Source organism: Buchnera aphidicola (Stegophylla sp.) (assembly GCF_005080785.1).
GTDB lineage: Bacteria > Pseudomonadota > Gammaproteobacteria > Enterobacterales > Enterobacteriaceae > Buchnera_L > Buchnera_L aphidicola_AQ.
Window position 1 is genome coordinate 190,143 of record NZ_CP032998.1, and the last position, 22,260, is coordinate 212,402.

General features: G+C 22.2%; 20 protein-coding genes. 13 read left to right on the forward strand and 7 right to left on the reverse strand.

Annotated elements, in window-relative coordinates; genetic code table 11:
• The first annotated feature begins 167 nt into the window (after nucleotides 1-167).
• The 7 genes from mnmA to ribA all read left to right on the forward strand — a co-directional run bounded on the left by mnmA (nucleotide 168) and on the right by ribA (nucleotide 6,794).
• Entirely contained in the window at nucleotides 168-1,280 is a 1,113-nt protein-coding gene (mnmA, locus tag D9V79_RS00825; RefSeq protein WP_158351759.1) for a tRNA 2-thiouridine(34) synthase MnmA, read from the forward strand.
• A gap of 61 nt (nucleotides 1,281-1,341) precedes the next feature.
• The gene (gene purB / locus D9V79_RS00830; protein WP_158351762.1) at nucleotides 1,342-2,724 is read left to right on the forward strand and encodes an adenylosuccinate lyase; all 1,383 of its coding nucleotides are present in this window, start codon (nucleotides 1,342-1,344) and stop codon (nucleotides 2,722-2,724) included.
• 233 nt (nucleotides 2,725-2,957) lie between these two features.
• Nucleotides 2,958-3,593, forward strand: coding sequence for a YchE family NAAT transporter (locus D9V79_RS00835; RefSeq protein WP_158351764.1), 636 nt, complete (start codon nucleotides 2,958-2,960; stop codon nucleotides 3,591-3,593).
• A gap of 80 nt (nucleotides 3,594-3,673) precedes the next feature.
• Complete coding sequence (lipB, locus tag D9V79_RS00840) at nucleotides 3,674-4,306, forward strand: lipoyl(octanoyl) transferase LipB (protein WP_158351766.1); 633 nt, start codon at nucleotides 3,674-3,676, stop codon at nucleotides 4,304-4,306.
• 53 nt (nucleotides 4,307-4,359) lie between these two features.
• Nucleotides 4,360-5,295, forward strand: a complete 936-nt coding sequence (gene lipA / locus D9V79_RS00845; RefSeq protein WP_158351768.1) for a lipoyl synthase — start codon at nucleotides 4,360-4,362, stop codon at nucleotides 5,293-5,295.
• Nucleotides 5,296-5,366: 71 nt separating this feature from the next.
• On the forward strand, nucleotides 5,367-6,086 hold the full coding sequence (gene pyrF, locus D9V79_RS00850) for an orotidine-5'-phosphate decarboxylase (protein ID WP_158351770.1): 720 nt from the start codon (nucleotides 5,367-5,369) through the stop codon (nucleotides 6,084-6,086).
• A gap of 117 nt (nucleotides 6,087-6,203) precedes the next feature.
• Nucleotides 6,204-6,794, forward strand: coding sequence for a GTP cyclohydrolase II (gene ribA, locus D9V79_RS00855; RefSeq protein WP_158351772.1), 591 nt, complete (start codon nucleotides 6,204-6,206; stop codon nucleotides 6,792-6,794).
• A 123-nt stretch (nucleotides 6,795-6,917) separates the two neighbouring features.
• Here ribA and D9V79_RS01945 read toward each other — a convergent pair whose 3' ends face one another.
• From D9V79_RS01945 to trpD, 5 genes are all read right to left on the reverse strand, one after another.
• Nucleotides 6,918-7,067 (reverse strand): hypothetical protein, encoded by a 150-nt coding sequence (locus tag D9V79_RS01945; protein WP_187306418.1) that lies wholly within the window; start codon nucleotides 7,065-7,067, stop codon nucleotides 6,918-6,920.
• 768 nt (nucleotides 7,068-7,835) lie between these two features.
• On the reverse strand, nucleotides 7,836-8,645 hold the full coding sequence (trpA, locus tag D9V79_RS00860; protein ID WP_158351774.1) for a tryptophan synthase subunit alpha: 810 nt from the start codon (nucleotides 8,643-8,645) through the stop codon (nucleotides 7,836-7,838).
• Between the two features lie 18 nt (nucleotides 8,646-8,663).
• Nucleotides 8,664-9,839: a tryptophan synthase subunit beta gene (trpB, locus tag D9V79_RS00865; RefSeq protein ID WP_158351776.1), complete on the reverse strand. Its 1,176-nt coding sequence runs from the start codon at nucleotides 9,837-9,839 to the stop codon at nucleotides 8,664-8,666.
• Nucleotides 9,840-9,902: 63 nt separating this feature from the next.
• Nucleotides 9,903-11,258: a bifunctional indole-3-glycerol-phosphate synthase TrpC/phosphoribosylanthranilate isomerase TrpF gene (trpCF, locus tag D9V79_RS00870; RefSeq protein ID WP_158351778.1), complete on the reverse strand. Its 1,356-nt coding sequence runs from the start codon at nucleotides 11,256-11,258 to the stop codon at nucleotides 9,903-9,905.
• A 2-nt stretch (nucleotides 11,259-11,260) separates the two neighbouring features.
• Complete coding sequence (gene trpD, locus D9V79_RS00875) at nucleotides 11,261-12,262, reverse strand: anthranilate phosphoribosyltransferase (RefSeq protein ID WP_158352165.1); 1,002 nt, start codon at nucleotides 12,260-12,262, stop codon at nucleotides 11,261-11,263.
• 128 nt (nucleotides 12,263-12,390) lie between these two features.
• Here trpD and sohB point away from each other — a divergent pair, with 128 nt between their 5' ends.
• The 4 genes from sohB (at nucleotide 12,391) to glyA (ending at nucleotide 17,189) form a co-directional block, all read left to right on the forward strand.
• Nucleotides 12,391-13,389, forward strand: coding sequence for a protease SohB (sohB, locus tag D9V79_RS00880; protein ID WP_158351780.1), 999 nt, complete (start codon nucleotides 12,391-12,393; stop codon nucleotides 13,387-13,389).
• Between the two features lie 68 nt (nucleotides 13,390-13,457).
• Nucleotides 13,458-14,507, forward strand: a complete 1,050-nt coding sequence (gene rlmN, locus D9V79_RS00885) for a 23S rRNA (adenine(2503)-C(2))-methyltransferase RlmN (protein ID WP_158351782.1) — start codon at nucleotides 13,458-13,460, stop codon at nucleotides 14,505-14,507.
• Between the two features lie 59 nt (nucleotides 14,508-14,566).
• A complete protein-coding gene (gene hisS, locus D9V79_RS00890) occupies nucleotides 14,567-15,850 on the forward strand; it encodes a histidine--tRNA ligase (protein ID WP_158351784.1) in 1,284 nt (427 codons plus the stop codon).
• 73 nt (nucleotides 15,851-15,923) lie between these two features.
• On the forward strand, nucleotides 15,924-17,189 hold the full coding sequence (glyA, locus tag D9V79_RS00895) for a serine hydroxymethyltransferase (RefSeq protein WP_158351786.1): 1,266 nt from the start codon (nucleotides 15,924-15,926) through the stop codon (nucleotides 17,187-17,189).
• Between the two features lie 55 nt (nucleotides 17,190-17,244).
• Here the strand turns inward: glyA and bioD are convergent, their stop codons facing one another.
• Nucleotides 17,245-17,916 (reverse strand): dethiobiotin synthase, encoded by a 672-nt coding sequence (bioD, locus tag D9V79_RS00900; RefSeq protein WP_158351788.1) that lies wholly within the window; start codon nucleotides 17,914-17,916, stop codon nucleotides 17,245-17,247.
• Between the two features lie 142 nt (nucleotides 17,917-18,058).
• Nucleotides 18,059-19,090, reverse strand: a complete 1,032-nt coding sequence (gene bioB / locus D9V79_RS00905; protein WP_158351790.1) for a biotin synthase BioB — start codon at nucleotides 19,088-19,090, stop codon at nucleotides 18,059-18,061.
• 78 nt (nucleotides 19,091-19,168) lie between these two features.
• Here bioB and bioA point away from each other — a divergent pair, with 78 nt between their 5' ends.
• Both bioA and gap read left to right on the forward strand, forming a co-directional pair.
• On the forward strand, nucleotides 19,169-20,455 hold the full coding sequence (gene bioA / locus D9V79_RS00910; RefSeq protein WP_158351792.1) for an adenosylmethionine--8-amino-7-oxononanoate transaminase: 1,287 nt from the start codon (nucleotides 19,169-19,171) through the stop codon (nucleotides 20,453-20,455).
• Between the two features lie 774 nt (nucleotides 20,456-21,229).
• Nucleotides 21,230-22,231 carry a type I glyceraldehyde-3-phosphate dehydrogenase gene (gene gap / locus D9V79_RS00915; RefSeq protein ID WP_158351794.1) on the forward strand — a complete coding sequence of 334 codons (1,002 nt, stop codon included), beginning with the start codon at nucleotides 21,230-21,232 and terminating at the stop codon, nucleotides 22,229-22,231.
• The last annotated feature ends 29 nt before the right edge of the window (nucleotides 22,232-22,260 follow it).

Genomic DNA, 22,260 nt, shown 5'->3' on the forward strand with positions numbered 1-22,260 from the left:
AACTTTTTATATTAATTAAAGATTTTTATAATTGTTGTAATATTAATTTTATAATTATAATTCAATTAAAAATTTTATATAATATTATTAATTATATCGAATATTTTTTTTCTAAATAAGTAAATATTTTTAATATTTTATATTTTAATGTAAATGATGTGATATTTATGAAAAATTTAAATAATAAAAAAGTAATTGTAGCTATGTCAGGGGGAGTAGATTCTTCAGTATCAGCTGTTCTTTTACTGAAATATGGATATAATGTAGAAGGTGTATTTATGAAAAATTGGGAAGAAGATGATAAAAATGGATATTGTACTTCTTTCCGAGATTTATATGATGTTAGAAAAGTTTGCAAAACTATAGGAATTTATTTACATGAAATAAATTTTTCTGAAGAATATTGGAATCTTGTATTTAGTGATTTTTTAAATGAACATAAAAAAGGTAATACACCCAATCCAGATATTTTATGTAATAAAGAAATTAAATTTAATTTATTTTTTAATTTTGCAATAAAAATATTACATGCTGATTATATTGCTACTGGACATTATGCGCAAATTCGATTTTTTAATCGAATACCTATGTTAGTTAAAAGTAATGATTATAATAAAGACCAAACTTATTTTTTATATACGTTAACTAATAAAAAATTAAATAAAATACTTTTTCCAGTAGGAAAATTAAAAAAAAATCAAGTTCGTAATATATCTAAAAAATTAAATTTATCTGTTTCAGATAAACCTGATTCTACAGGTATTTGTTTTATTGGGCCATTAAAAATATCAAAATTTTTAAGTCGATTTATAAAATATAACCCAGGTAATATTGTTACTGAACATGGATATATTCTTGGTCGTCATACAGGTTTAATGAATTATACTATTGGACAAAGAAAAGGAATAAACATTGGAGGACAATATGGAAAAAAAACAATACCATGGTATGTTATTGATAAAGATTTACAAAAAAATGCTTTAATTGTTGTACAAGGATTAAAACATTATAAATTAATGTCTGTAGGATTACTAGCATATAAAATAAATTGGATTAATAATATAAATATACCAATATTTTTTTTTTGTACAACAAAAATAAGATATTGTCAACATAATATATCATGTAATGTACAATGTGTAAATTTAAATACAGTACAAGTTTTTTTCAATGCTCCTGTTTCTTCTGTTACTCCTGGTCAATCGATTGTTTTTTATATGTCAGATATTTGTATTGGAGGAGGTATTATTAAGCAATCGTTTCCTTTAATAAAAAATTAATATAATAACTTAAATATATTGTATTACATCATTTCATAATATTGGAATATAAAATTAAAAAATGAATTATTTTAACTTATATGCTATTTCTCCAATTGATGGAAGATATGGTAAAGAAATTTTAGAATTAAAAAATATATTTAGTGAATATGCATTTTTGAAATTTAGAATAATTATTGAAATACGTTGGTTACAAAAGTTATTTTCTATTCCTGAGATAGTAGAAATAAATATGTTTAATTATTCAGATCATAAAATTTTGAATAAGATAATAAAAAATTTTGATTATAATGATGTAAATCAAATTAAAATACTTGAAAAAATTACTCGTCATGATATTAAAGCATTGGAATATTTTTTAAAAAATAAAATACTTTATAAAGTATTTCATACGTCTATTTTATCATTTATTCATTTTTCTTGTACTTCTGAAGATGTCAATAATTTAGCTTATGCAAATATGATAAATACTATGCGTACTAAATTACTTATTCCTTATTGGGAAAAAATTATATTTACTATGCAAAATATGGCTATTAATTATAAAAATATTAGTATGATGGCACGAACACATGGTCAACCTGCTATTTCTACTACTTTAGGAAAAGAAATAAGTAATTTTTATTATAGATTATATCGTCAATTATTACAATTAAAAAAAATAAAAATATTAGGTAAAATTAATGGTGCAATAGGAAATTGTAATGCACATTTAATATCATATCCTATTTTAAATTGGTATTATATTAGTAAAGAATTTGTAAATTCTTTCAATATTGATTGGAATTATTGTACTACACAAATTGAACCACATGATTATATATCAGAAATATTAAGTTGTATTGTAAGATTTAATATCATTTTAATTAATTTTAATCAAGATATATGGAAATATATTTCTTTAAAATATTTTAAACAAAAAAATAATATTGGAGAATCTGGTTCTTCTACTATGCCTCATAAGATTAATCCTATTGATTTCGAAAAATCTGAAGGTAATCTTGGATTATCCAACACGATGATGAATTATATGATTTCTAAATTGCCTATTTCTCGATGGCAACGAGATTTAACGGATTCTACTGTATTACGTAATTTTGGTAGTGCGATGAGTTATGCTATAATATCGTATAAATCTTTATTATTAGGTTTAAATAAAATAACTGTGAATTATCATGTTATACAAAAAGATTTACATTATAAATGGGAATTGTTATCTGAACCTATTCAAATTATTATGAAAAAGTATGGTATTCATAATTCATATGAAACATTAAAATTATTATCAAAAGGTAAAAATATTAATTCTATGTTAATACATCAATATATAGATACTTTAAAAATACCGAAACGAGAAAAAATTAGATTAAAAACACTTACTACTCAAACGTACATTGGTAATGCTATTAGAATAACAAAAAAAATATATAATAAAATAATATAATATAAATATGATAGTTTTAGGTCTTTAATATTATATATTTTAAATACTATACAAAATATAATAAAATTTTTGTATTGTTATTGAAAATGTATAGATAATTACTAAATTATTAATCAATATTTATTAATTTATTTTATCATTGTATTTATTTTATTATTCTAACATATTGTAGTTATTATTAATAATTATAATATAAAATATAATTTTAATATTAATGATATGTTATAGACAATATGAAATATTTAATTTGTAATTATGATATTTACATAAACTTTTTTTTAGAATTGTTTACTCTTATTAATCCTATTGGAATGATTCCCATTTTTATTAGTATAACAGGACTACAAACTGTTCAATCAAGAAATAAAATTAATATAATATCTAATTTTTCTGCTTGTATTATTCTTATTACTGCATTATGGATGGGAAATATAATTTTAAGTTTCTTCAGTATCTCTATAGAATCATTTCGTATTGCTGGAGGTTTATTAATTATTGGTATTGCTTTTTATATGGTAAAAGGAACTTTAATTAGTGATTTTGAAAAAAAAAAAATGTTATATCAAACCAAAAATGTTAGTATTATTCCATTATCTATACCTTTAATTGCAGGTCCTGGAGCGATTAGTTCAACTATCATATGGGGTATACATCATCATCATTTTCATAATATTGTGGGATGTAGTATAACAATATGTTTATTTTCATTATTATGTTGGATATTATTTCAAAGTTCACATTTTTTTATCAAAATTATGGGTTCCACTGGTATTAATATATTAACTAGGATTATGGGATTAGTTTTAATGTCTTTAGGAATTGAATTTATTATTACAGGTATAAAATTGATTTTTTTACAATTACCGTAAAATATAAATATTTTAAATAATATTTTAAAGTTTTATAATATATAAAAATTTAATTTAACTTTTTGTTGAATAAGGTCTTTATGAAAGTTGTACCAGTAATTATACGTTGTTTAGGATTAGTAGATTGGAATGATATTTATATTAAAATGAATCATTTTACAAATATCCGTAATCAATTTTCTTTAGATGAAATTTGGTTTGTTGAACATTATCCGATATTTACACAAGGATATGTAGAAAGTAATATACAAATAAAAAATATTAATATGATTCCACTAATGAAAAGTAATCGAGGCGGAAAAATTACCTATCATGGACCTGGTCAACAAATAATATATTTTTTATTAAATCTCATAAGATTAAAAATAACTGTTAAAAAATTGTTATGTATTATGGAAAATATTATTTTGAGTACATTGTATGATTTTTCTATTTTAGGTGTAAATAATGATAAATATCCTGGAATATATGTCAATAATCAGAAAATTTGTTCTTTAGGACTGAAAATAAAGAATAATTATTGTTTTCATGGATTAGCATTAAATGTGAATATGAATTTAAATCCTTTTAAATACATTCAACCTTGTGGTAATAATATTATAATGACACAAATGTCTAATATAAAAAAAGATATATTATTTTATAATGTTAGAGATATTTTAGTACAAAAATGTTTATTTTTTTTTAATTTAAAAAATTTTTTATATTCTTAAAAATTTATAAATATATAATTATATATTATATTAATTTGATATATAAATATCATATGGAATATAGTATGAAAAATCAAGATAATAAAACTATTTCTATTTGTTCTATTAAACAAGATGTTAGAACATATACAAAAAAAAACATCTTGCCTAAACCGAATTGGATTAAAATAAAATTACCTATAAGATTAAATAATTTTCATTATTTGAAAAAAAAATTGAAAAATAAATTTTTACATTCAGTATGTGAAGAAGCATTATGTCCAAATATTCATGAATGTTTTAATAATAAAACTGCAACTTTTATGATTTTAGGAAATATATGTACTCGTAAATGTCCATTTTGTGCTATTTCACATGGTAGACCAAATTTTATTGATCATCAAGAACCTATAAATCTATCAAAAACAGTATTTCATATGAATATTAATTATGTTGTTATTACTTCGGTTGCAAGAGATGATTTAAAAGATGGAGGTGCTATTCAGTTTTATCATTGCATTAAATTATTACGAGTGAAAAAATATATTAAAATTGAAATTTTAGTTCCTGATTTTCGGAATTCGTTAAAATATTCTGTACACATTATATCGAAGAATCCTCCAGATGTTTTTAATCATAATATAGAAAATGTACCTAGATTATATAAAAATATTAGACCTGGAGCAAATTATAGTAAGTCATTAAAATTATTAAATTATTTTAAGCAATTAAATCCAAATGTTTTAACTAAATCTGGTTTAATGTTAGGATTAGGTGAAACAAAACGAGAAATAATACAAGTTTTCCGTGATTTAAGATCTAATGGTGTTGATATGTTAACATTAGGACAATATTTACAACCTAGTATACATCATGTACCAGTGCAACAATATGTACATCCAGAACAATTTCAATATTTCAAAAATGAAGCTTTATCTATGGGTTTTAAGCATGCTTTTTGTGGTCCACTGGTACGATCTTCATATCATGCAAATTTACAAATAAAATAAATTATTTATAATATATATTAGTATTAAATATTTATATATTTCATTTAATAAAATATTTTAAGGTATATATTATGTCTGATGTTATATCATTAAAAAATCATCCAAAAATTATTATTGCTTTAGATTATTTTGATCAAAAACATGCTATGGAATTACTAAAATGTCTTAATCCGAAGTTTTATAAATTAAAAATTGGAAGTATTATGTTTATAAAATTTGGAATTAAGTTAATACATGAAATTCATAAATTAGGATTTGATATATTTCTTGATTTGAAATTTCATGATATTCCAAATACTGTTGCTCAATCAGTTCGTGCAGCTGCAGATTTAGGCGTTTGGATGATTAGTATCCATGCATGTGGCGGTTTAAACATGTTGAAAAAAGCTAGACAGGTTTTAAGTGATTTTAAGTATCCAAATCCTCCTTTATTAATGGCTGTTACTGTTTTAACTAGTTTTTCTGAATACAATCTTAAAAAAATTGGAGTTTCATTATCACTAACTAATTATGTTTTAAATTTAGCTAAAATGGCAAAAAAATCTAATTTAGATGGAGTTATCTGTCCTGGTATAGAAGTAAATAATATTAAGAACGTTTTTGGAAATAATTTTAAAACTGTTGTACCAGGAATTAGATTATTTAATTATGTTCATCATGATCAAAAACTTGTTGTTACTTTAAAAGAGATAAAAAACATCAATAGTGATTATATTATTTTAGGAAGATGTATAACACAATCTCAGAATGCTATTAAGACACTTAATACCTTTTTTAATGATATAAAATAAAATGTTTCATACAATTAATATTGTAAAATTATATATTTATATAAAATAAATATAAAAAGTTCATTTTATATTATATGATAACTTTAAATTTGAAAATATTTTATTTATAGAGTAAAAATGCAAATTAAACGTATTCAAGAAGCTATATTACCAACCCCTTGGGGGGAATTTATCATAGTAGGTTTTGAAGAAAAATTAAAACATAAAAATCATATTGTTTTAATGTATGGAAATGTTGATATTCATAATTCTATATTAGTTCGTATACATTCAGAATGTTTAACTGGAGATGCTTTATTTAGTTTAAGATGTGATTGTGGTGCACAATTAAAAAAATCTTTAATGATTATCGCACGAGAAGGATGTGGTATATTAATCTATCATAGACAAGAAGGTCGTAATATTGGTTTATTAAATAAAATTCGAGCTTATAATTTACAAGACCAAGGCTTAGATACTGTAGAAGCTAATCATAAATTAGGATTTTCTACTGATGAAAGAGATTTTACAATTTGTTCAGATATATTAAAATTGATGAATGTCAGAAATATTCGTTTATTAACTAACAATCCTTCTAAAATAAAAATATTAGAAGATGCAGGTATTAATATTATAGAACGTGTTGACTTACATGTAGGAAGAAATTCTAAAAATAATAATTATTTAAATACTAAAATAAATAAGATGGGACATTTAATACATGAATAATCATTATTTATAAATTACTACAAAACATATTTTATATATGTAAATTTATGTTTTGTATATGAGTTATATTTTAAAATTAACTATATTTTTAGTAAAAGATTGTTATTTATTATTTTTAAAATATTAACTTTCTATAGTTACTAAAATTGTTAATATTTTATTATTATAATGTAAGTGTATATTATTGTCTTTATGTATAATTGTTGGACAATTTTTATGATATTTTTTATCAATATTATAACAAATTTGAATTATTTTATTAAATTTTTTCATTATTATTCATCTATTATGTAATTGAAAGTTATTAAGTATTTTGAATACTATTTAAAATATAATTATATAATTATGTAATATTATTTTCAATATTTGTCATGAAATTTTATATATTTTTATACCGATTATTGATTAAAATATTGATATATTATATTTATTAAATATAATATATTTTTTTAATATAACAGAATTATATATAATTTTTGTTATATATGAAATATTTAGTATTTTATATTATATTGTATATATTAATATAATATTATATAGTTTATAAAAATAATAGTCTTATTATTATATTCATGCAAAAGATATAAATATAAAAAAAACAATTAATTAATATAAAAAATAAAATTGAATTTAAAAATAACATAAAAATTTTTAAAAAAAAATAAGTTATTAATAATAAAATTAAGAAATGTTTTAATAGAAAAATATTTTTATTTGATAATTGATTAATTATAATTTTTTTTTTAATCATTAATAAAAATAAAAATAGTGATATTATGATAATGATCATTAGTAAAAAAAAATCAAGATGCATAAATATTTTAATAATAAATACATACATTAAAATTTTTAATATGATAAAAAATATTTTTTTAAAAGTTAATATTGAATAAGATATGTATTTAATAAAAAAAGTTATTATTTTTAGTAATATAGTATTTTTAAATAGAAATTTCATATTTGATATATTATAATTTGTAAATCATATAATGATTTATTAAATATAAATGAAATAATACAATTATTATAATTGTTAAAATATTATTTTTTTTTTGTTATATTTTTAAATTTTTTTATAATATTTTTAATTTTTGGAATTAAAATATGTTCTTGATTATAATATTTTTTAATTAATTGAATAATTACAGAGCCACAAATAACACCATGTACTCCTAGCGATAAAGACGTTATAATTTGTTCTACTGTATAAATTCCGAAACCTTGTATAATTGGAACGGAATGATATAATTTTAGTTTTTTAATTATATTTTTATTTATATAATTTTTTTTATTTATTAAACCAGTAACACCTGGTCGAGATACTAAATAAATATATCCTTGTCCTTTATTAGCAATATTGTATAATAAACTATCATTAGCATTAGGAGGACAAATTAAAATAGAAAATATATTATTTTTTTTAGCATATTTATAAAATTCTGTATATTCTTCTATAGGCAGATCAGGAATTAATACTGAATCAATATCATATTTTTGACATAATTGATAAAAATAGTTTATTTTTTGATTTAATATCATATTGGTATAAATTAGTATTCCAATAGGTAAGGAAAAATATTTTATTCTTATTTGTTTTATTATGTTAAAACATTTTAAGATAGTTATTCCTGAACATAATGCATGTAGGTTAGATTGTTGTATAATTGGACCATCTGATAATGGTTCTGAAAATGGGATACCTAATTCTAATGCGTCTGCACCTGATTGAACACATGTATCAATAATTTTTAAAAATATTTTTTCTGAAGGGTATCCAATAGTAATAAAAGGGATAAAACATCTTTCTTTTATAAGTTTTAATTTTTTAAAAATATTTTCATATCGATTCATATGAATACCTTATGGTTTTTATTTAAATGATTCTTTTACCGTTAATATATCTTTATCACCTCGACCAGATAAATTAATTATTATAATTTTGTTATCATTTGGATATTGTTTAATAATTTTTAATGCATATGCTATTGCATGTGAAGATTCTAAAGCAGGAATAATTCCTTCATATTTACACAAATATTTAAAAGCATGTATTGCTTCTTGATCAGTAATTGAATAATATTGAACACGACCAATGTCATGTAACCATGCATGTTCTGGACCTACAGAAGGAAAATCTAATCCAGACGAAACAGACCATGATTTTTTAATTTGACCATCTTGATTTTGTATAATATAAGATTTCATACCAAAATAGATTCCTTTTTTTCCATATTGTAATGGAGATCCATGGTTTTCAGTGTGAATACCATGTCCTCCAGGTTCAATACCAATTAATTGCACATTTTTATCTTTTATAAAATCATAAAAAATACCAATAGCATTTGATCCGCCTCCAACACACGCTAAAATCATATCAGGTAATCGTGATTCTAGTTGATGAATTTGTTTTTTAGTTTCTATTCCAATAATTTTCTGAAAATCTCGAACCATAGTTGGATAAGGATGTGGTCCAGCTACGGTACCTATCATATAATAACTATTTTCATAATTTTCCGACCAATCTCGTAATGCTTCGTTACAAGCATCTTTTAAAGTAGCAGAACCTTTATTGACTGGTATAATAGATGCACCCATTAATTTCATACGTAATACATTAGAAGATTGTCTTTTTATATCTTTTGCACCCATATAAATTTTACATTTTAATTTTAATAATGCACATGCAAATGCTGTAGCAACTCCATGTTGTCCTGCTCCTGTTTCAGCAATAATTTGTTTTTTATTCATTTTTTTTGCTAGTAATGCTTGGCCTAATACTTGATTTGTTTTGTGTGCTCCACCATGTAATAAATCTTCTCTTTTAAGATAAATTTTTGCTCTTGTTCCTTGAGTAATATTTTTACATAGTGTTAATGGTGTAGGTCTGCCTGCATAATGTTTCAGTAAATTAGATAGTTCTAATTGAAATTGTAAATCTGATTTAGATTTTACAAAATATTTTTCTAGTTGATATAATGCTGGTATTAAAATTTGAGGCACATACATTCCTCCAAAAATACCAAAATAAGGATTTAATAGTGTCATAATAAAGTAATCCTTTAAACAATTAAATATATATTAATTAATATTTTTATTAATGTAAAATCGTTATGATTTCAATTTTTGGAATAATAATTTCATTTGTATATTACTTTTAATTCCTGGAAATTTTTCTATCTTTGAATTAAAATCTAAACCAAAACAACCTAATTGTGATGCATGCAAACAATTGTGAATAGATAATCCTCCGGATAAAAAAACATCTTTTAAATTATATTGTTTAAGTATAGACCAATCAAAACATTTTCCACTACCACCTTGAGTATTATCAAAAACATAATAATCAATATATTGTAATTTGTTTTTTTTAATATTGGTAATATCTATTGCTTTCCAAATTTTTATTTTTTTTGAAAGTTTTTTTTTTAAATTGATAATATATTCTTGATTTTCATGACCATGTAATTGTATAGCATGTAAGGATAACAGTTTGGTAATATATACAATATTTTTAATTTTTTCATTTTGAAAAATTCCTACATATTTTAATTGGGTATGATGGATAATTCTTTTCGCGCTATTTAAATTAATACATCGAATAGATTTAGGAATAAAAATTAATCCACCATATACAGCACCTACAGTTTGTGCAAATCGAGCATCTTTTTTTCTTGTTAAACCACAAATTTTGTTATTACCGTATAAAATTTTATTAACGGCTATATGAATATGTTTATATTTCATAATAGATGAACCAATTAAAAAACCATGAACTATATTTTTTAGTTTTTTTATTTGATGATGGTTATTAATACCAGATTCACTAATAACAATTTGATTTTTAGGTATCAACGATGTTAAAAAATGTGTTCGATTTATATTAATAGATAAATCATATAAATTTCTATTATTAATTCCAATAATTTTAGCTTTTAATTTAATTGCTCGTTCTAATTCAGATTTATTATTTATTTCGGTTAATACACCCATGTTCATATTATGAGCAATTTTGGACAATGTATAATATTCGTGATCGTCTAATATAGACAACATTAATAATATAGCATCTGCTTTATGATACCTAGAAAAATATATTTGGTATGGATGAATAAAAAAATCTTTACATAAAATTGGTTTTTTAGTCAAATTATGTACTATATTTAAAAATTCAAATTGGCCTCCAAAGTATTTTTTATCTGTTAATACAGAAATTATTGTAGCGTGTTTATTATAACATTTAACTATTTCGTTAATATTAAAATTATTATTTATAATACCTATAGAAGGCGATGATCGTTTAATTTCTAATATAAAACATGGATGATTAGATTGAATATGATGATAAAATTGTCTTGATGATGGTTTTAATTTATTTTTTATTAAATATAATGGTTGTTGTTTTACTTGATTGTTTAACCATATTTTTTTATGATATATGATTTCTTGCAGTATGTTGTTTTTCATTTTTACCTTATTTTTGAGATATTACATACATGTTTTTGAATATCTCCACTTCTAATTTTTTTTAAAGCTATTTGTGTATTTTGTTTTAAATCATTAAAACCAAATAATTTAAATATAATAGCTGTGTTCACTGCTATTAAATTTTCATATTCACTATTAGCACGACCTTGGCATATATTTTTGAAGATTTGAAAATTTTTTATAGAACTATTATTAATAAAAAATTTTTTCGGTACTCGTTTTATTCCAAAATCTTCAGGGTATAATTTATATGTAGTAATTTTTCCATTATATATTTCATATATATCAGTATGACTATGTAATGTTACTTCATCAATACCATCGCTATGAATAATAATTACCTTTTGATAGTTTTTTAATTGATTCACCACTTTTGCAATTGGTAATAATAAATTTTTTGAATAGACACCTATAACTGATAAAGGTGGTTGTGCGGGATTTAACATTGGTCCTAATATGTTAAATATAGTTCGTATTTTTAATTTTTTTCGTATAGATTTAACATGATGTAATCCTATATGATATTGTGGAGCAAAAAGAAAACATATATTTGTTTGATCAAATATTTTTCTAGATGTTTTAGGTGGATTTTGAATATTGATATGCATTTTTTTTAATATATCTGCTGAACCTAATGTACTGGATATACCTTGGTTACAGTGTTTAATAATTTTTAGTCCACAAGATGATGCTACTAATGCACTTAATGTCGATATATTAATAGTATTCTTTCCATCTCCTCCTGTACCAACTATATCAGCAAATTGACATTTTGGTTTAGGAAAATATAAACAATATTTTTGAAAAGTTTTAATAGCTCCTGTAATTTCTACAATAGATGTTTTTTTTACATGCATTAAAATTAAAATAACTGTTATTTCAATTGGAGTTAGTTTGTTATTAATAATAGAATCAAATATATAAATACTTTCTAATTCATTTAGTGACTGTAAAGTGTATAATTTTTTAAATATTTTTTTTATCATATTTTTTTTATTCAAATTTATATTTAATATTATTATATTATAAGATATTTAAAATTAATTTATTATAATTAAAACTTATTGTAATTTTATAATTATTTTATTAAAAATAATTTTGGGATACTAATATGGATATAATCATACAATATAGTTTATTTGTAATGAAAATAATTACTTTTTTATTTTTTTTTATTATATTATTTTTATTTATTAATATTTTGTGTAAAAAAAAAAATAATACTATAAAAGGAATATTAAAAGTTACTAATATTATAGATCATTACAATCATATGCAAGGTATTATTGTTTCTTCAAAAATGAATAAATATCATAAAAAAAAATGGTTTATAAAAACCAAAAAACAAAAGTGTTTTAAGAATAAAAATTTTCATGAAAACATGTTAAAACCTACATTATATGTTATCGATTTTTATGGTGATATGCATGCTAGTGAAGTATTTTCTTTACGTGAAGAAATTTCTGCTATTATTTCTGTAGCAAAAAAACATGATGAAGTGTTATTACGTTTAGAAAGTTCTGGAGGTACAATTCATGAATATGGATTAGCAGCATCACAATTACAAAGATTGCGTGATAAAAAAATTAAATTAACTGTTTCAATTGATAAAATCGCTGCTAGTGGTGGATATATGATGGCTTGCGTTGCAAATCATATATCAGCATCTTATTTTTCTATTATTGGTTCGATAGGTGTTGTTTCATTAATTCCAAATTTTTATAAATTTTTAAAAAAAAATAATATAGATATAGAATTACATACAGCAGGCAATTATAAAAGAACTTTGACTATGTTCGGTGAAAATACGACATATAATCGTCAATATTTTCAAAATAAATTAAATGATACGCATAATTTATTTAAGCAATTTATTTATAATATGAGACCATGTTTGGATATTCATAAAGTATCAAATGGAGATTATTGGTTTGGTGTTGATGCTTTAAGAAAAAAATTAATTGATAGTATTAATACTAGTGATGATATAATTTTAAACAAAATGAGCGATTTTAATATTTTTCATATTCAATATATTAAATCTAAAAAAGTAATTAATCATTTCTTACGATATTTTTTAAATAAAATAAAAAATTATCTTTTTATTTAATAAATTATATTATTTTTATTTATGAAAGTGTTAAAGTGTATTATATATTTCATATAATATGAAAAAATATGTGTAATAAAATAAATTTATTAAATTTTGATAGATGTAAAATGAAAAATTTTTTTTGTTCTATTGGTGAAAAAACATTTTCTTCTGATCAAGTTATGATGTGGATATACCATAATTTTTGTCATGATTTTAATAAAATGACTAATATTAGTATAAAACTAAGAAAAAAATTACAAAATATGAGTATAATTAAATTTCCAAAATTTGTAAAACAATATAATTCTATAGATGGTACAATTAAATGGTTAGTAAATGTTGATAATCAAATTATAGAAACAGTGTATATTCCTGAAAAAAAAAGAGGTACATTATGTATTTCTTCTCAAGTGGGTTGTATTTTAAATTGTCATTTTTGTGCGACTGGTCAACAAAAATTTATTCGGAATTTATTAGTTTCGGAAATTATTGGACAAGTCTGGATGGCAAAAAAAAAAATTAATGAAATGAAAAATTATCCAAAAATTACTAATATAGTAATGATGGGTATGGGTGAACCATTATTAAATTTAAATAATGTTGTTGTAGCGTTAAAAATTATGTCAGATAATTTAGGTTTTAATATTTCAAAAAAAAAAATTACTATTTCTACATCAGGAATTATACCTGCCTTACAGAAATTACCTAATATGATTGATGTTAAATTAGCTCTTTCATTACATGCTCCTAATGATATAGTCAGAAATCAAATTATGCCTATTAATAAAAAATATAATATTATATCTTTATTAAAAACAGTATCTAAATTTTTAAAAAAATCAAAAGTTAATAAAAAAGGTATAACAATAGAATATGTTATGTTACATCAAATTAATGATACTTTATTTCATGCACAAGAGTTAATAAAAATTTTACAACATGTTCCAAATAAAATTAATTTGATTCCTTGGAATAATTTTCAAAATTCGAAATTTTTATGTAGTACATCTATACAAATAGAAAAATTCTCGAATTTTTTGATTAATAAAGGATTTTTAACAACTATCCGTAAACCTAGAGGACAGGATATTCGAGCAGCTTGTGGCCAATTAACTGGGATTATTGTGAAATAAAAATAAAATGTTAAATATTAAATTATATTATCATATTTATATAAAAATTGGAATATCATATGAATAATAATACTCGATCTATTCGGGGTATGCATGATTATCTTCCAAAAGAATTAATTGGATGGAATACAGTAGAATGTGCGTTAAAAAAAATATTATTAAGTTATAACTACTTTGAAATTCGATTGCCTATTCTCGAAAAAACTGTACTATTTCAAAAAACTATTGGTAATATTACAGATATTATGCAAAAAGAAATGTACTCGTTTTATGATAAAAATAATAATAGTCTTACTTTAAGACCAGAAGCAACATCTAGTTGCGTTAGAGCAGTCATTCAACATAATCTTTTATATCATCAAACACCTCGATTATGGTATTATGGTCCTATGTTTCGATATGAAAGACCTCAAAAGGGACGTTATCGTCAGTTTTATCAATTTGGTATTGAAGTATTTGGATTGTCAGAACCAAATATAGAATTAGAATTAATTTTACTTATTACTAGATTTTGGAATATATTAGGAATTTCTGATTTATTAACATTAGAAATTAATTCAATTGGTTCTATACAAGCAAGAATTAAATATCAAATGGTGTTACAGAAATTTTTTAATAAACATAGATCATATTTAGATCAGACTTCTTTGCTACAATTGGATAAAAATCCAATTAGAATTTTAGATAGTAAAAATAAAAACATTCAAAAATTATTAATCAATGCACCACGTTTATCTAATTATATTGATTCAAAAACAATGTTAAATTTTCATCATCTTTGTAAATTAATGGATCATTTTAAAATTAAATATGTTATTAATCATCATTTAATTAGAGGTATAGATTATTATAATAATACTGTTTTTGAATGGAAAACAAATCATTTAGGTGCGCAAAATACCATTTGTGCTGGCGGAAGATATGATACTTTAGTTCAACAATTAGGAGGTACTGTAACACCAGCTATAGGTTTAGCTATTGGTATGGATCGTTTATTATTATTAATGCAAACATTGTTTATGTTTAGTCAAGATAATAATATTATTGCAGATATTTGTATATTTTTTTCTCATCCATCAGTGAAATTATTAGCTCTATCTTTATCTGAAGAAATTAGAAATATTATGACGAAATTAAAAATACTTTTAGAATTTCAACCTGTTCAGTTATTAAAAATATTTCGAAATCTTAAAAAATATTCATGTCGTATAATATTATTTTTAGAATTAGAAGAAATACAGAAAAATTTAATATATCTAATTGATTTAAAAAATAAATGTAAAAGAAAAATATTCAAAATCAGTATTATTCAAGAGTTAAGTGCAATATTTTATTCTATCTGAAGTAATAGTATTAATATTTTAGAATATTAATAATAATTGAAAAATCTTTATATAATGATAAAGTGAATAAAATATGATAAATAAAAATGTAACTATTTCTCATTATGACCCAGATGTTTGGAATTATATTGAAAAAGAAAAAATAAGACAAGAAAATCATATTACATTAATTGCTTCTGAAAATTATGCTAGTGATTATGTTATGAAAATACAAGGATCACAATTAACTAATAAATATGCGGAAGGATATCCGAATAAACGTTATTATGGAGGTTGTGAATATATTGATCCTATCGAACAAATTGCGATTGATCGTGCAAAAAAAATATTTCACGCTGATTATGCTAATGTACAACCTCATTCTGGATCACAAGCGAATTTTGCTGTATATTCAGCATTATTAAAACCTGGTGATTTAATTTTGGGAATGAATTTATCTCATGGTGGACATTTAACACATGGAGCTGCAGTAAATTTTTCTGGAAAATTATATCGTTCTATGACTTATGGCATTGATGAAACAACAGGAGATATTAATTATATACAATTACAAGATATAGCTTTAAAATATAAACCAAAAATGATTATTGGAGGATTTTCTTCTTTTTCAGGAATTTGTAATTGGAAAAAAATGAAAACAATTGCAGATAGTATTCAAGCATATTTAATGATTGATATTGCTCATGTTGCTGGATTAATTGCAGCCGGTTTATATCCTAACCCGATTGAATATGCTGATGTAGTCACTACTACTACTCATAAAACACTTTCTGGACCTAGAGGAGGGTTAATTCTTTCTAAAAATAAAGATAACGATTTTTATAAAAAATTAGATTCTTCAGTGTTTCCAGGTAGTCAAGGTGGTCCTTTAATGCATGTTATTGCAGCAAAAGCAATTGCTTTTAAAGAAGTTTTAGATCCAAAATTTATATTATATCAAAAACAAATATTAAAAAATGCAAATATTATGGTAAAAACTTTTTTAAAAAATGGTTTTAAAGTAATTTCAGGAAAAACAAATAATCACTTATTTGTTCTTAATTTAAAAGATAAAAATATTACCGGGAAACAGGCAGAATTTATTTTAGATTTATCTAATATTACAGTCAATAAAAATAATATACCAAATGATGTACAAAATCCATTTATTACTTCAGGTATTCGAATTGGTACTCCAGCAATTACTCGTCGAGGATTTAAAGAAGAAGAAGCTGTTCATGTATCTAATTGGATAATTGATATTATTAATAATTTTAATAACACACAAATTATTTATAGTATTAAAAAAAAAGTATTATCTTTATGTGCTGAATATCCTATATATTTGAATAAATATTAATTTATATGAAATATATATTTTATAATATTAAATGGTAATTATGTATATAAACACATTATTCAGGTAATTTAAGTATTATTTTTTGTTCTGATATATTGTTCATATCATAAATATAAGGAATAGTACCTAAAAAAGGAACTGGAATATATTTTTGAATAATATTAATATAATCTAATCCATATTTTTCTTTATCTGATATATAATTTGCAATCCATCCTGAAAATTTAAGGTTAGACTGTATAATTTCTTTTCCTGTTAAAATAGCATGATTTATACAACCTAATTTTAAACCTACTACTAAAATAACAGGTATTTGTTTATATTTTATCCAATCAGAAAGAAATGTACATTGAGAAATAGGAGTATACCAACCTCCTATTCCTTCTATAATAATCCAATTAGCATGTTGATTGATAATATTTAATCCATGATCTAAATCATTAAAATTAATTTTTTTTTTTTTGGTGTTAAAAATGTGTGGAGGGCCTGCATGAGGAAAAAAAAATGGATTAATTTGTTGGTATGATAAATTAACTGTACTGTTTTTTTTTAATAATAACGTGTCATTATTTTTTAAACCATGTATTGTTTTTATACTTCCTGAGGCAATTGGTTTATATCCTGCTGTTTTAAATCCTTGATTTGCAGCTTTTTTTAATAAAATTATTGCTGTTATTGTTTTTCCGATGTTAGTATCTGTTCCGGTAAGAAACCATTGAGTATTCATATGTTTCCTAAATTTAAAATATGTATTTTGATATATTAAATAAATTATTTAAAATAATAAAATTATTTTATTTTCATGAACAGTAAAAAATTATGATACTACCTATTATTTTATAATAGGTAGATATATGAAAATACCTTATTTAATTCATTATAGCGTTATAATATTTTGAAGTATTATTTATCATTTTTGTATTTAAAGTATTTATATTTTTTAAATTTTTATTATAAATTATTTTTTTTTTAGGGTATAAACCTAATTGTTGAAATAATTGTAAATCATCTTTTTGTTTAGGATTATTTGTAGTTAATAGTTTACAACCGTAAAAAATTGAATTTACTCCAGCTATAAAACACATTGTTTGCATATTTTTGCTCATATTTTCACGTCCTGCTGATAAACGAATGTATGATTGAGGCATCATAATACGAGCAACTGCAATGGTTTTAATAAAATCAAAAGTATTAATTTTTTTATTGTTTTCCATCGGTGTACCTTTAATATTAACCAGCATATTAATAGGTATACTATCTGGAATTTTTTTTAAATTAGCTAATTGCATTAGTAATTCTGCACGATCATGTGTTTTTTCACCTAATCCTAATATTCCACCAGAACAAATCTTAATACCAGTTTTTTGAATAATATTTAATGTATTTAATCGATCTTGATACGTGCGCGTAGTAATGATTTTTTTATATACTTTAGGAGAAGTATCTAAATTATGATTATAAAAATCAAGACCAGCATCATATAATTGTTGTGCTTGACTATCATTTAAACTACCTAATGTCATACAAGTTTCTAAACCAAGTTTTTTAACTTCTTGAATAATTTTTATTAAGTATGGCATATCACGTTCTTTAGGGTGTTTCCATGCAGCTCCCATACAAAATCGATCAGATCCTGATTGTTTAGCTTGTTTAGCTTTTTCTATAATTTCGTCTATTTTTAATAATTTTTCTACTTTAATATTTGTTTTATACCGAGAACTTTGAGCACAATATTTACAATCTTCAGGACATAATCCTGTTTTAATTGATAATAGTGTACTAATTTGAATTTCACTAGGATTAAAATGTTTTCTATGTATTTTTTGCGCTTCAAATATTAATTCTAAAAATGGTTTTTTAAATAATGTTTTTATTTCTTGTATATTCCAAATTTTTTTCATTATATTATTCCATAAATTTATATATTGTTTAAAATAACGATTTTATACTAATAATATTTATTCTAAAGAAAATTTATTATGAATCAATATCTGCAATTTAATTTCAAACACATTTGGCATCCTTATGATTCTATGACTACACCTTTTCCATGTTATATGGTACATAATGCCCATGGTATTTATTTGAATTTAATAAATGGTGTTAAAATTATTGATGGTATGTCTTCTTGGTGGTCTGCTATACATGGTTATAATCATCCTAGATTAAATATGGCATTAAAAAATCAGATAGATAAAATGTCTCATGTTATGTTTGGGGGAATCACACATTTACCTGCAATTCAATTGTGTCAGAAATTAATTAGTATACTTCCTAAACAATTAGAATGTATTTTTCTTGCTGATTCAGGATCAGTATCTATTGAAGTAGCTATGAAAGTAGCACTACAATATAGTAATGTATTAAATAAACATAAAAAAGTTTTTTTAACAATTCGTAATGGATATCATGGTGATACTTTTTCTGCAATGTCTGTTTGTGATCCTGATAATTCTATACATAATTTATATTTTAAATTTTTACCTAAAAATTTATTTGCATATTCTCCAACATCGTCTTTTTTAGGACAATGGAAACATAGTGATATTAATTCATTTTTAAATTTATTAATAACTCATAAATCAATTATTGCTGCAGTTATTTTAGAGCCCATTGTTCAAGGTGTTGGAGGTATGAAATTTTATCATGCTGAATATTTAAAACAAGTCAGATTTTTATGTGATAAACATCAAATTCTATTAATTATTGATGAAATTGCAACTGGATTTGGTCGTACTGGAAAAATGTTTGCGTACGAGCATGCTAAAATTATTCCAGATATAGTTTGTTTAGGTAAAGCACTAACTGGAGGGACTATGACATTATCAGCTATGGTGACTAAGAGAGAAATAGCTAATGTTATCAGTAATCACGAACCTTATAAATTAATGCATGGTCCAACATTTATGGGAAACCCATTAGCATGTTCTGTAGCGTGTGAAAATATTAATATATTACAAGAAGGTATGTGGAAAAAACAAATCTACAATATTGAAAAACAACTAAAAAAAGAATTATTACCTCTGATGAATCATCCTTATGTATTTGATGTTCGGATATTAGGAGGTATTGCTGTTGTCGAATGTAAATATATTATTAATGTAAAATTAATGCAAAAATTTTTTGTTGATCACGGAGTGTGGATTAAACCTTTTAAAAAATTAATTTATTTAACTCCTCCTTATATTATTGATTCTGTTTCGTTAGCAAAATTAATACATGCTATACAATATGCTATACATAATAAATTGTTATTTTTAAAATGAAATATATTTTTATTATTGAAATATAAAAATTTTATATGATTCAATTTTATTATTATTATTGTATATTTATTGTAACGTTTAACATATATGTATATCACGTATTATATAATTAATTATATTTTTTTTGTACACTAGTTATAGATTTTTATTATATAATTATTATTTTTATATAGTTTTATTTTTATGATTGATATATGAAATTATGGTTAGGTATTATGATTTATAGAATTTGTCTATAATCAATCTCAATTATTTATATATTAAATATATTCCATTGAAAATACAAATTTTTAATTATTGAAATATATAATATAATTTTTGTAAATTATCTTATTATCGATGAAATATAAAATATATTTATTATTTTTATAAATCATTATTAATATTCAATATATATGTAATGATAAATTTTCAATTATTATTTAATTTTATTATTCAAAATTATAGATTATATTTATTATAATTATTATGGTAGTGTTAAAAAGTGATTTGTATATAATATAATAATAAAAATATATCTAAGTAATAATATTTATTTAAAATATTAGTTTGATGATGTATATAAAATATGTTAAAATGAAATGTATAATAATTTTATATAAATATTTATTGATTATTGGTTATTATTGTTAAGAGATAAATATATTTTATTTATTTATATTAATATATAATAAATTTATATTTTTATCTCGTTCATAATATAATTTGAATATATGTTTATATAATTCATATCATCATTACTTCATTAATTGATATATTTATGAGGTATATAAAATGACTATTAAAGTAGGAATAAATGGATTTGGAAGAATTGGTAGAATTATATTTCGCATGGCACAAAAAAGAAATGATATTGAAATAGTAGGTATTAATGATTTATTAGATTCAAATTATATATCTTATATGTTAAAATTTGATTCAACTCATGGTATATTTCCTGGTTCTCTTAAAGTTAAAAATAATTACATTGTTGTAAATGGAAAAGAAATTATTATTACTTCAGAAAAAGATCCACAAAGAATTATATGGGGAAAATTATCTGTTGATGTTGTTATTGAATCTACAGGTATGTTTTTAACACAAGAATCTGCTAATAAACATATTCTTGCTGGAGCGAAAAAAGTTATTATTACTGCTCCTCCTAAAGATGATATACCTATGTTTGTGAGAGGTGTAAATTTTCATACATATGCAGGACAAACAATTGTTTCTAATGCTTCTTGTACTACTAATTGTTTAGCTCCTTTAGTAAAAGTAGTGCATAATAATTTTGAAATTCAAGAAGGGTTAATGACAACTGTACATGCAGCTACTGCAACACAAAAAGTTGTAGATTCACCATCATTAAAAGATTGGCGAGGAGGACGAGGGGCATTACAAAATATTATACCTTCATCGACAGGAGCAGCATTAGCAGTAGGGAAAATATTTCCTGAGTTATATGGTAAATTAACAGGAATTGCATTTCGTGTACCTACTCCTAACGTATCTGTAATTGATTTAACAGTGAAATTAAATAAATCTGCTTCTTATCAAGAAATTTGTCAACAAATTAAAATAGCTTCCAAAACTTATTTAAAAGATGTCTTAGGATATGTTAATGAAGATGTAGTATCAACTGACTTTAATAGTTCAACATTTACATCTGTATTTGATGAAAAAGCAGGATTATCTTTAAATAAAAATTTTGTTAAATTAATTTCGTGGTATGATAATGAAACTGGTTATTCTAGCAAAGTATTAGATTTAGTACATTTAATTTGTTCTAAAAAATAATGTGAAATATATTATTAATGATAGCAATA

Bases quoted from the DNA above. Each gene is read 5' to 3' on its own strand.
- mnmA (WP_158351759.1), top strand. From the start codon at position 168: ATGAAAAATTTAAATAATAAAAAAGTAATTGTAGCTATGTCAGGGGGA.
- purB (WP_158351762.1), top strand. From the start codon at position 1,342: ATGAATTATTTTAACTTATATGCTATTTCTCCAATTGATGGAAGATAT.
- D9V79_RS00835 (WP_158351764.1), top strand. From the start codon at position 2,958: ATGAAATATTTAATTTGTAATTATGATATTTACATAAACTTTTTTTTA.
- lipB (WP_158351766.1), top strand. From the start codon at position 3,674: ATGAAAGTTGTACCAGTAATTATACGTTGTTTAGGATTAGTAGATTGG.
- lipA (WP_158351768.1), top strand. From the start codon at position 4,360: ATGGAATATAGTATGAAAAATCAAGATAATAAAACTATTTCTATTTGT.
- pyrF (WP_158351770.1), top strand. From the start codon at position 5,367: ATGTCTGATGTTATATCATTAAAAAATCATCCAAAAATTATTATTGCT.
- ribA (WP_158351772.1), top strand. From the start codon at position 6,204: ATGCAAATTAAACGTATTCAAGAAGCTATATTACCAACCCCTTGGGGG.
- D9V79_RS01945 (WP_187306418.1), bottom strand. From the start codon at position 7,067: ATGAAAAAATTTAATAAAATAATTCAAATTTGTTATAATATTGATAAA.
- trpA (WP_158351774.1), bottom strand. From the start codon at position 8,645: ATGAATCGATATGAAAATATTTTTAAAAAATTAAAACTTATAAAAGAA.
- trpB (WP_158351776.1), bottom strand. From the start codon at position 9,839: ATGACACTATTAAATCCTTATTTTGGTATTTTTGGAGGAATGTATGTG.
- trpCF (WP_158351778.1), bottom strand. From the start codon at position 11,258: ATGAAAAACAACATACTGCAAGAAATCATATATCATAAAAAAATATGG.
- sohB (WP_158351780.1), top strand. From the start codon at position 12,391: ATGGATATAATCATACAATATAGTTTATTTGTAATGAAAATAATTACT.
- rlmN (WP_158351782.1), top strand. From the start codon at position 13,458: ATGTGTAATAAAATAAATTTATTAAATTTTGATAGATGTAAAATGAAA.
- hisS (WP_158351784.1), top strand. From the start codon at position 14,567: ATGAATAATAATACTCGATCTATTCGGGGTATGCATGATTATCTTCCA.
- glyA (WP_158351786.1), top strand. From the start codon at position 15,924: ATGATAAATAAAAATGTAACTATTTCTCATTATGACCCAGATGTTTGG.
- bioD (WP_158351788.1), bottom strand. From the start codon at position 17,916: ATGAATACTCAATGGTTTCTTACCGGAACAGATACTAACATCGGAAAA.
- bioB (WP_158351790.1), bottom strand. From the start codon at position 19,090: ATGAAAAAAATTTGGAATATACAAGAAATAAAAACATTATTTAAAAAA.
- bioA (WP_158351792.1), top strand. From the start codon at position 19,169: ATGAATCAATATCTGCAATTTAATTTCAAACACATTTGGCATCCTTAT.
- gap (WP_158351794.1), top strand. From the start codon at position 21,230: ATGACTATTAAAGTAGGAATAAATGGATTTGGAAGAATTGGTAGAATT.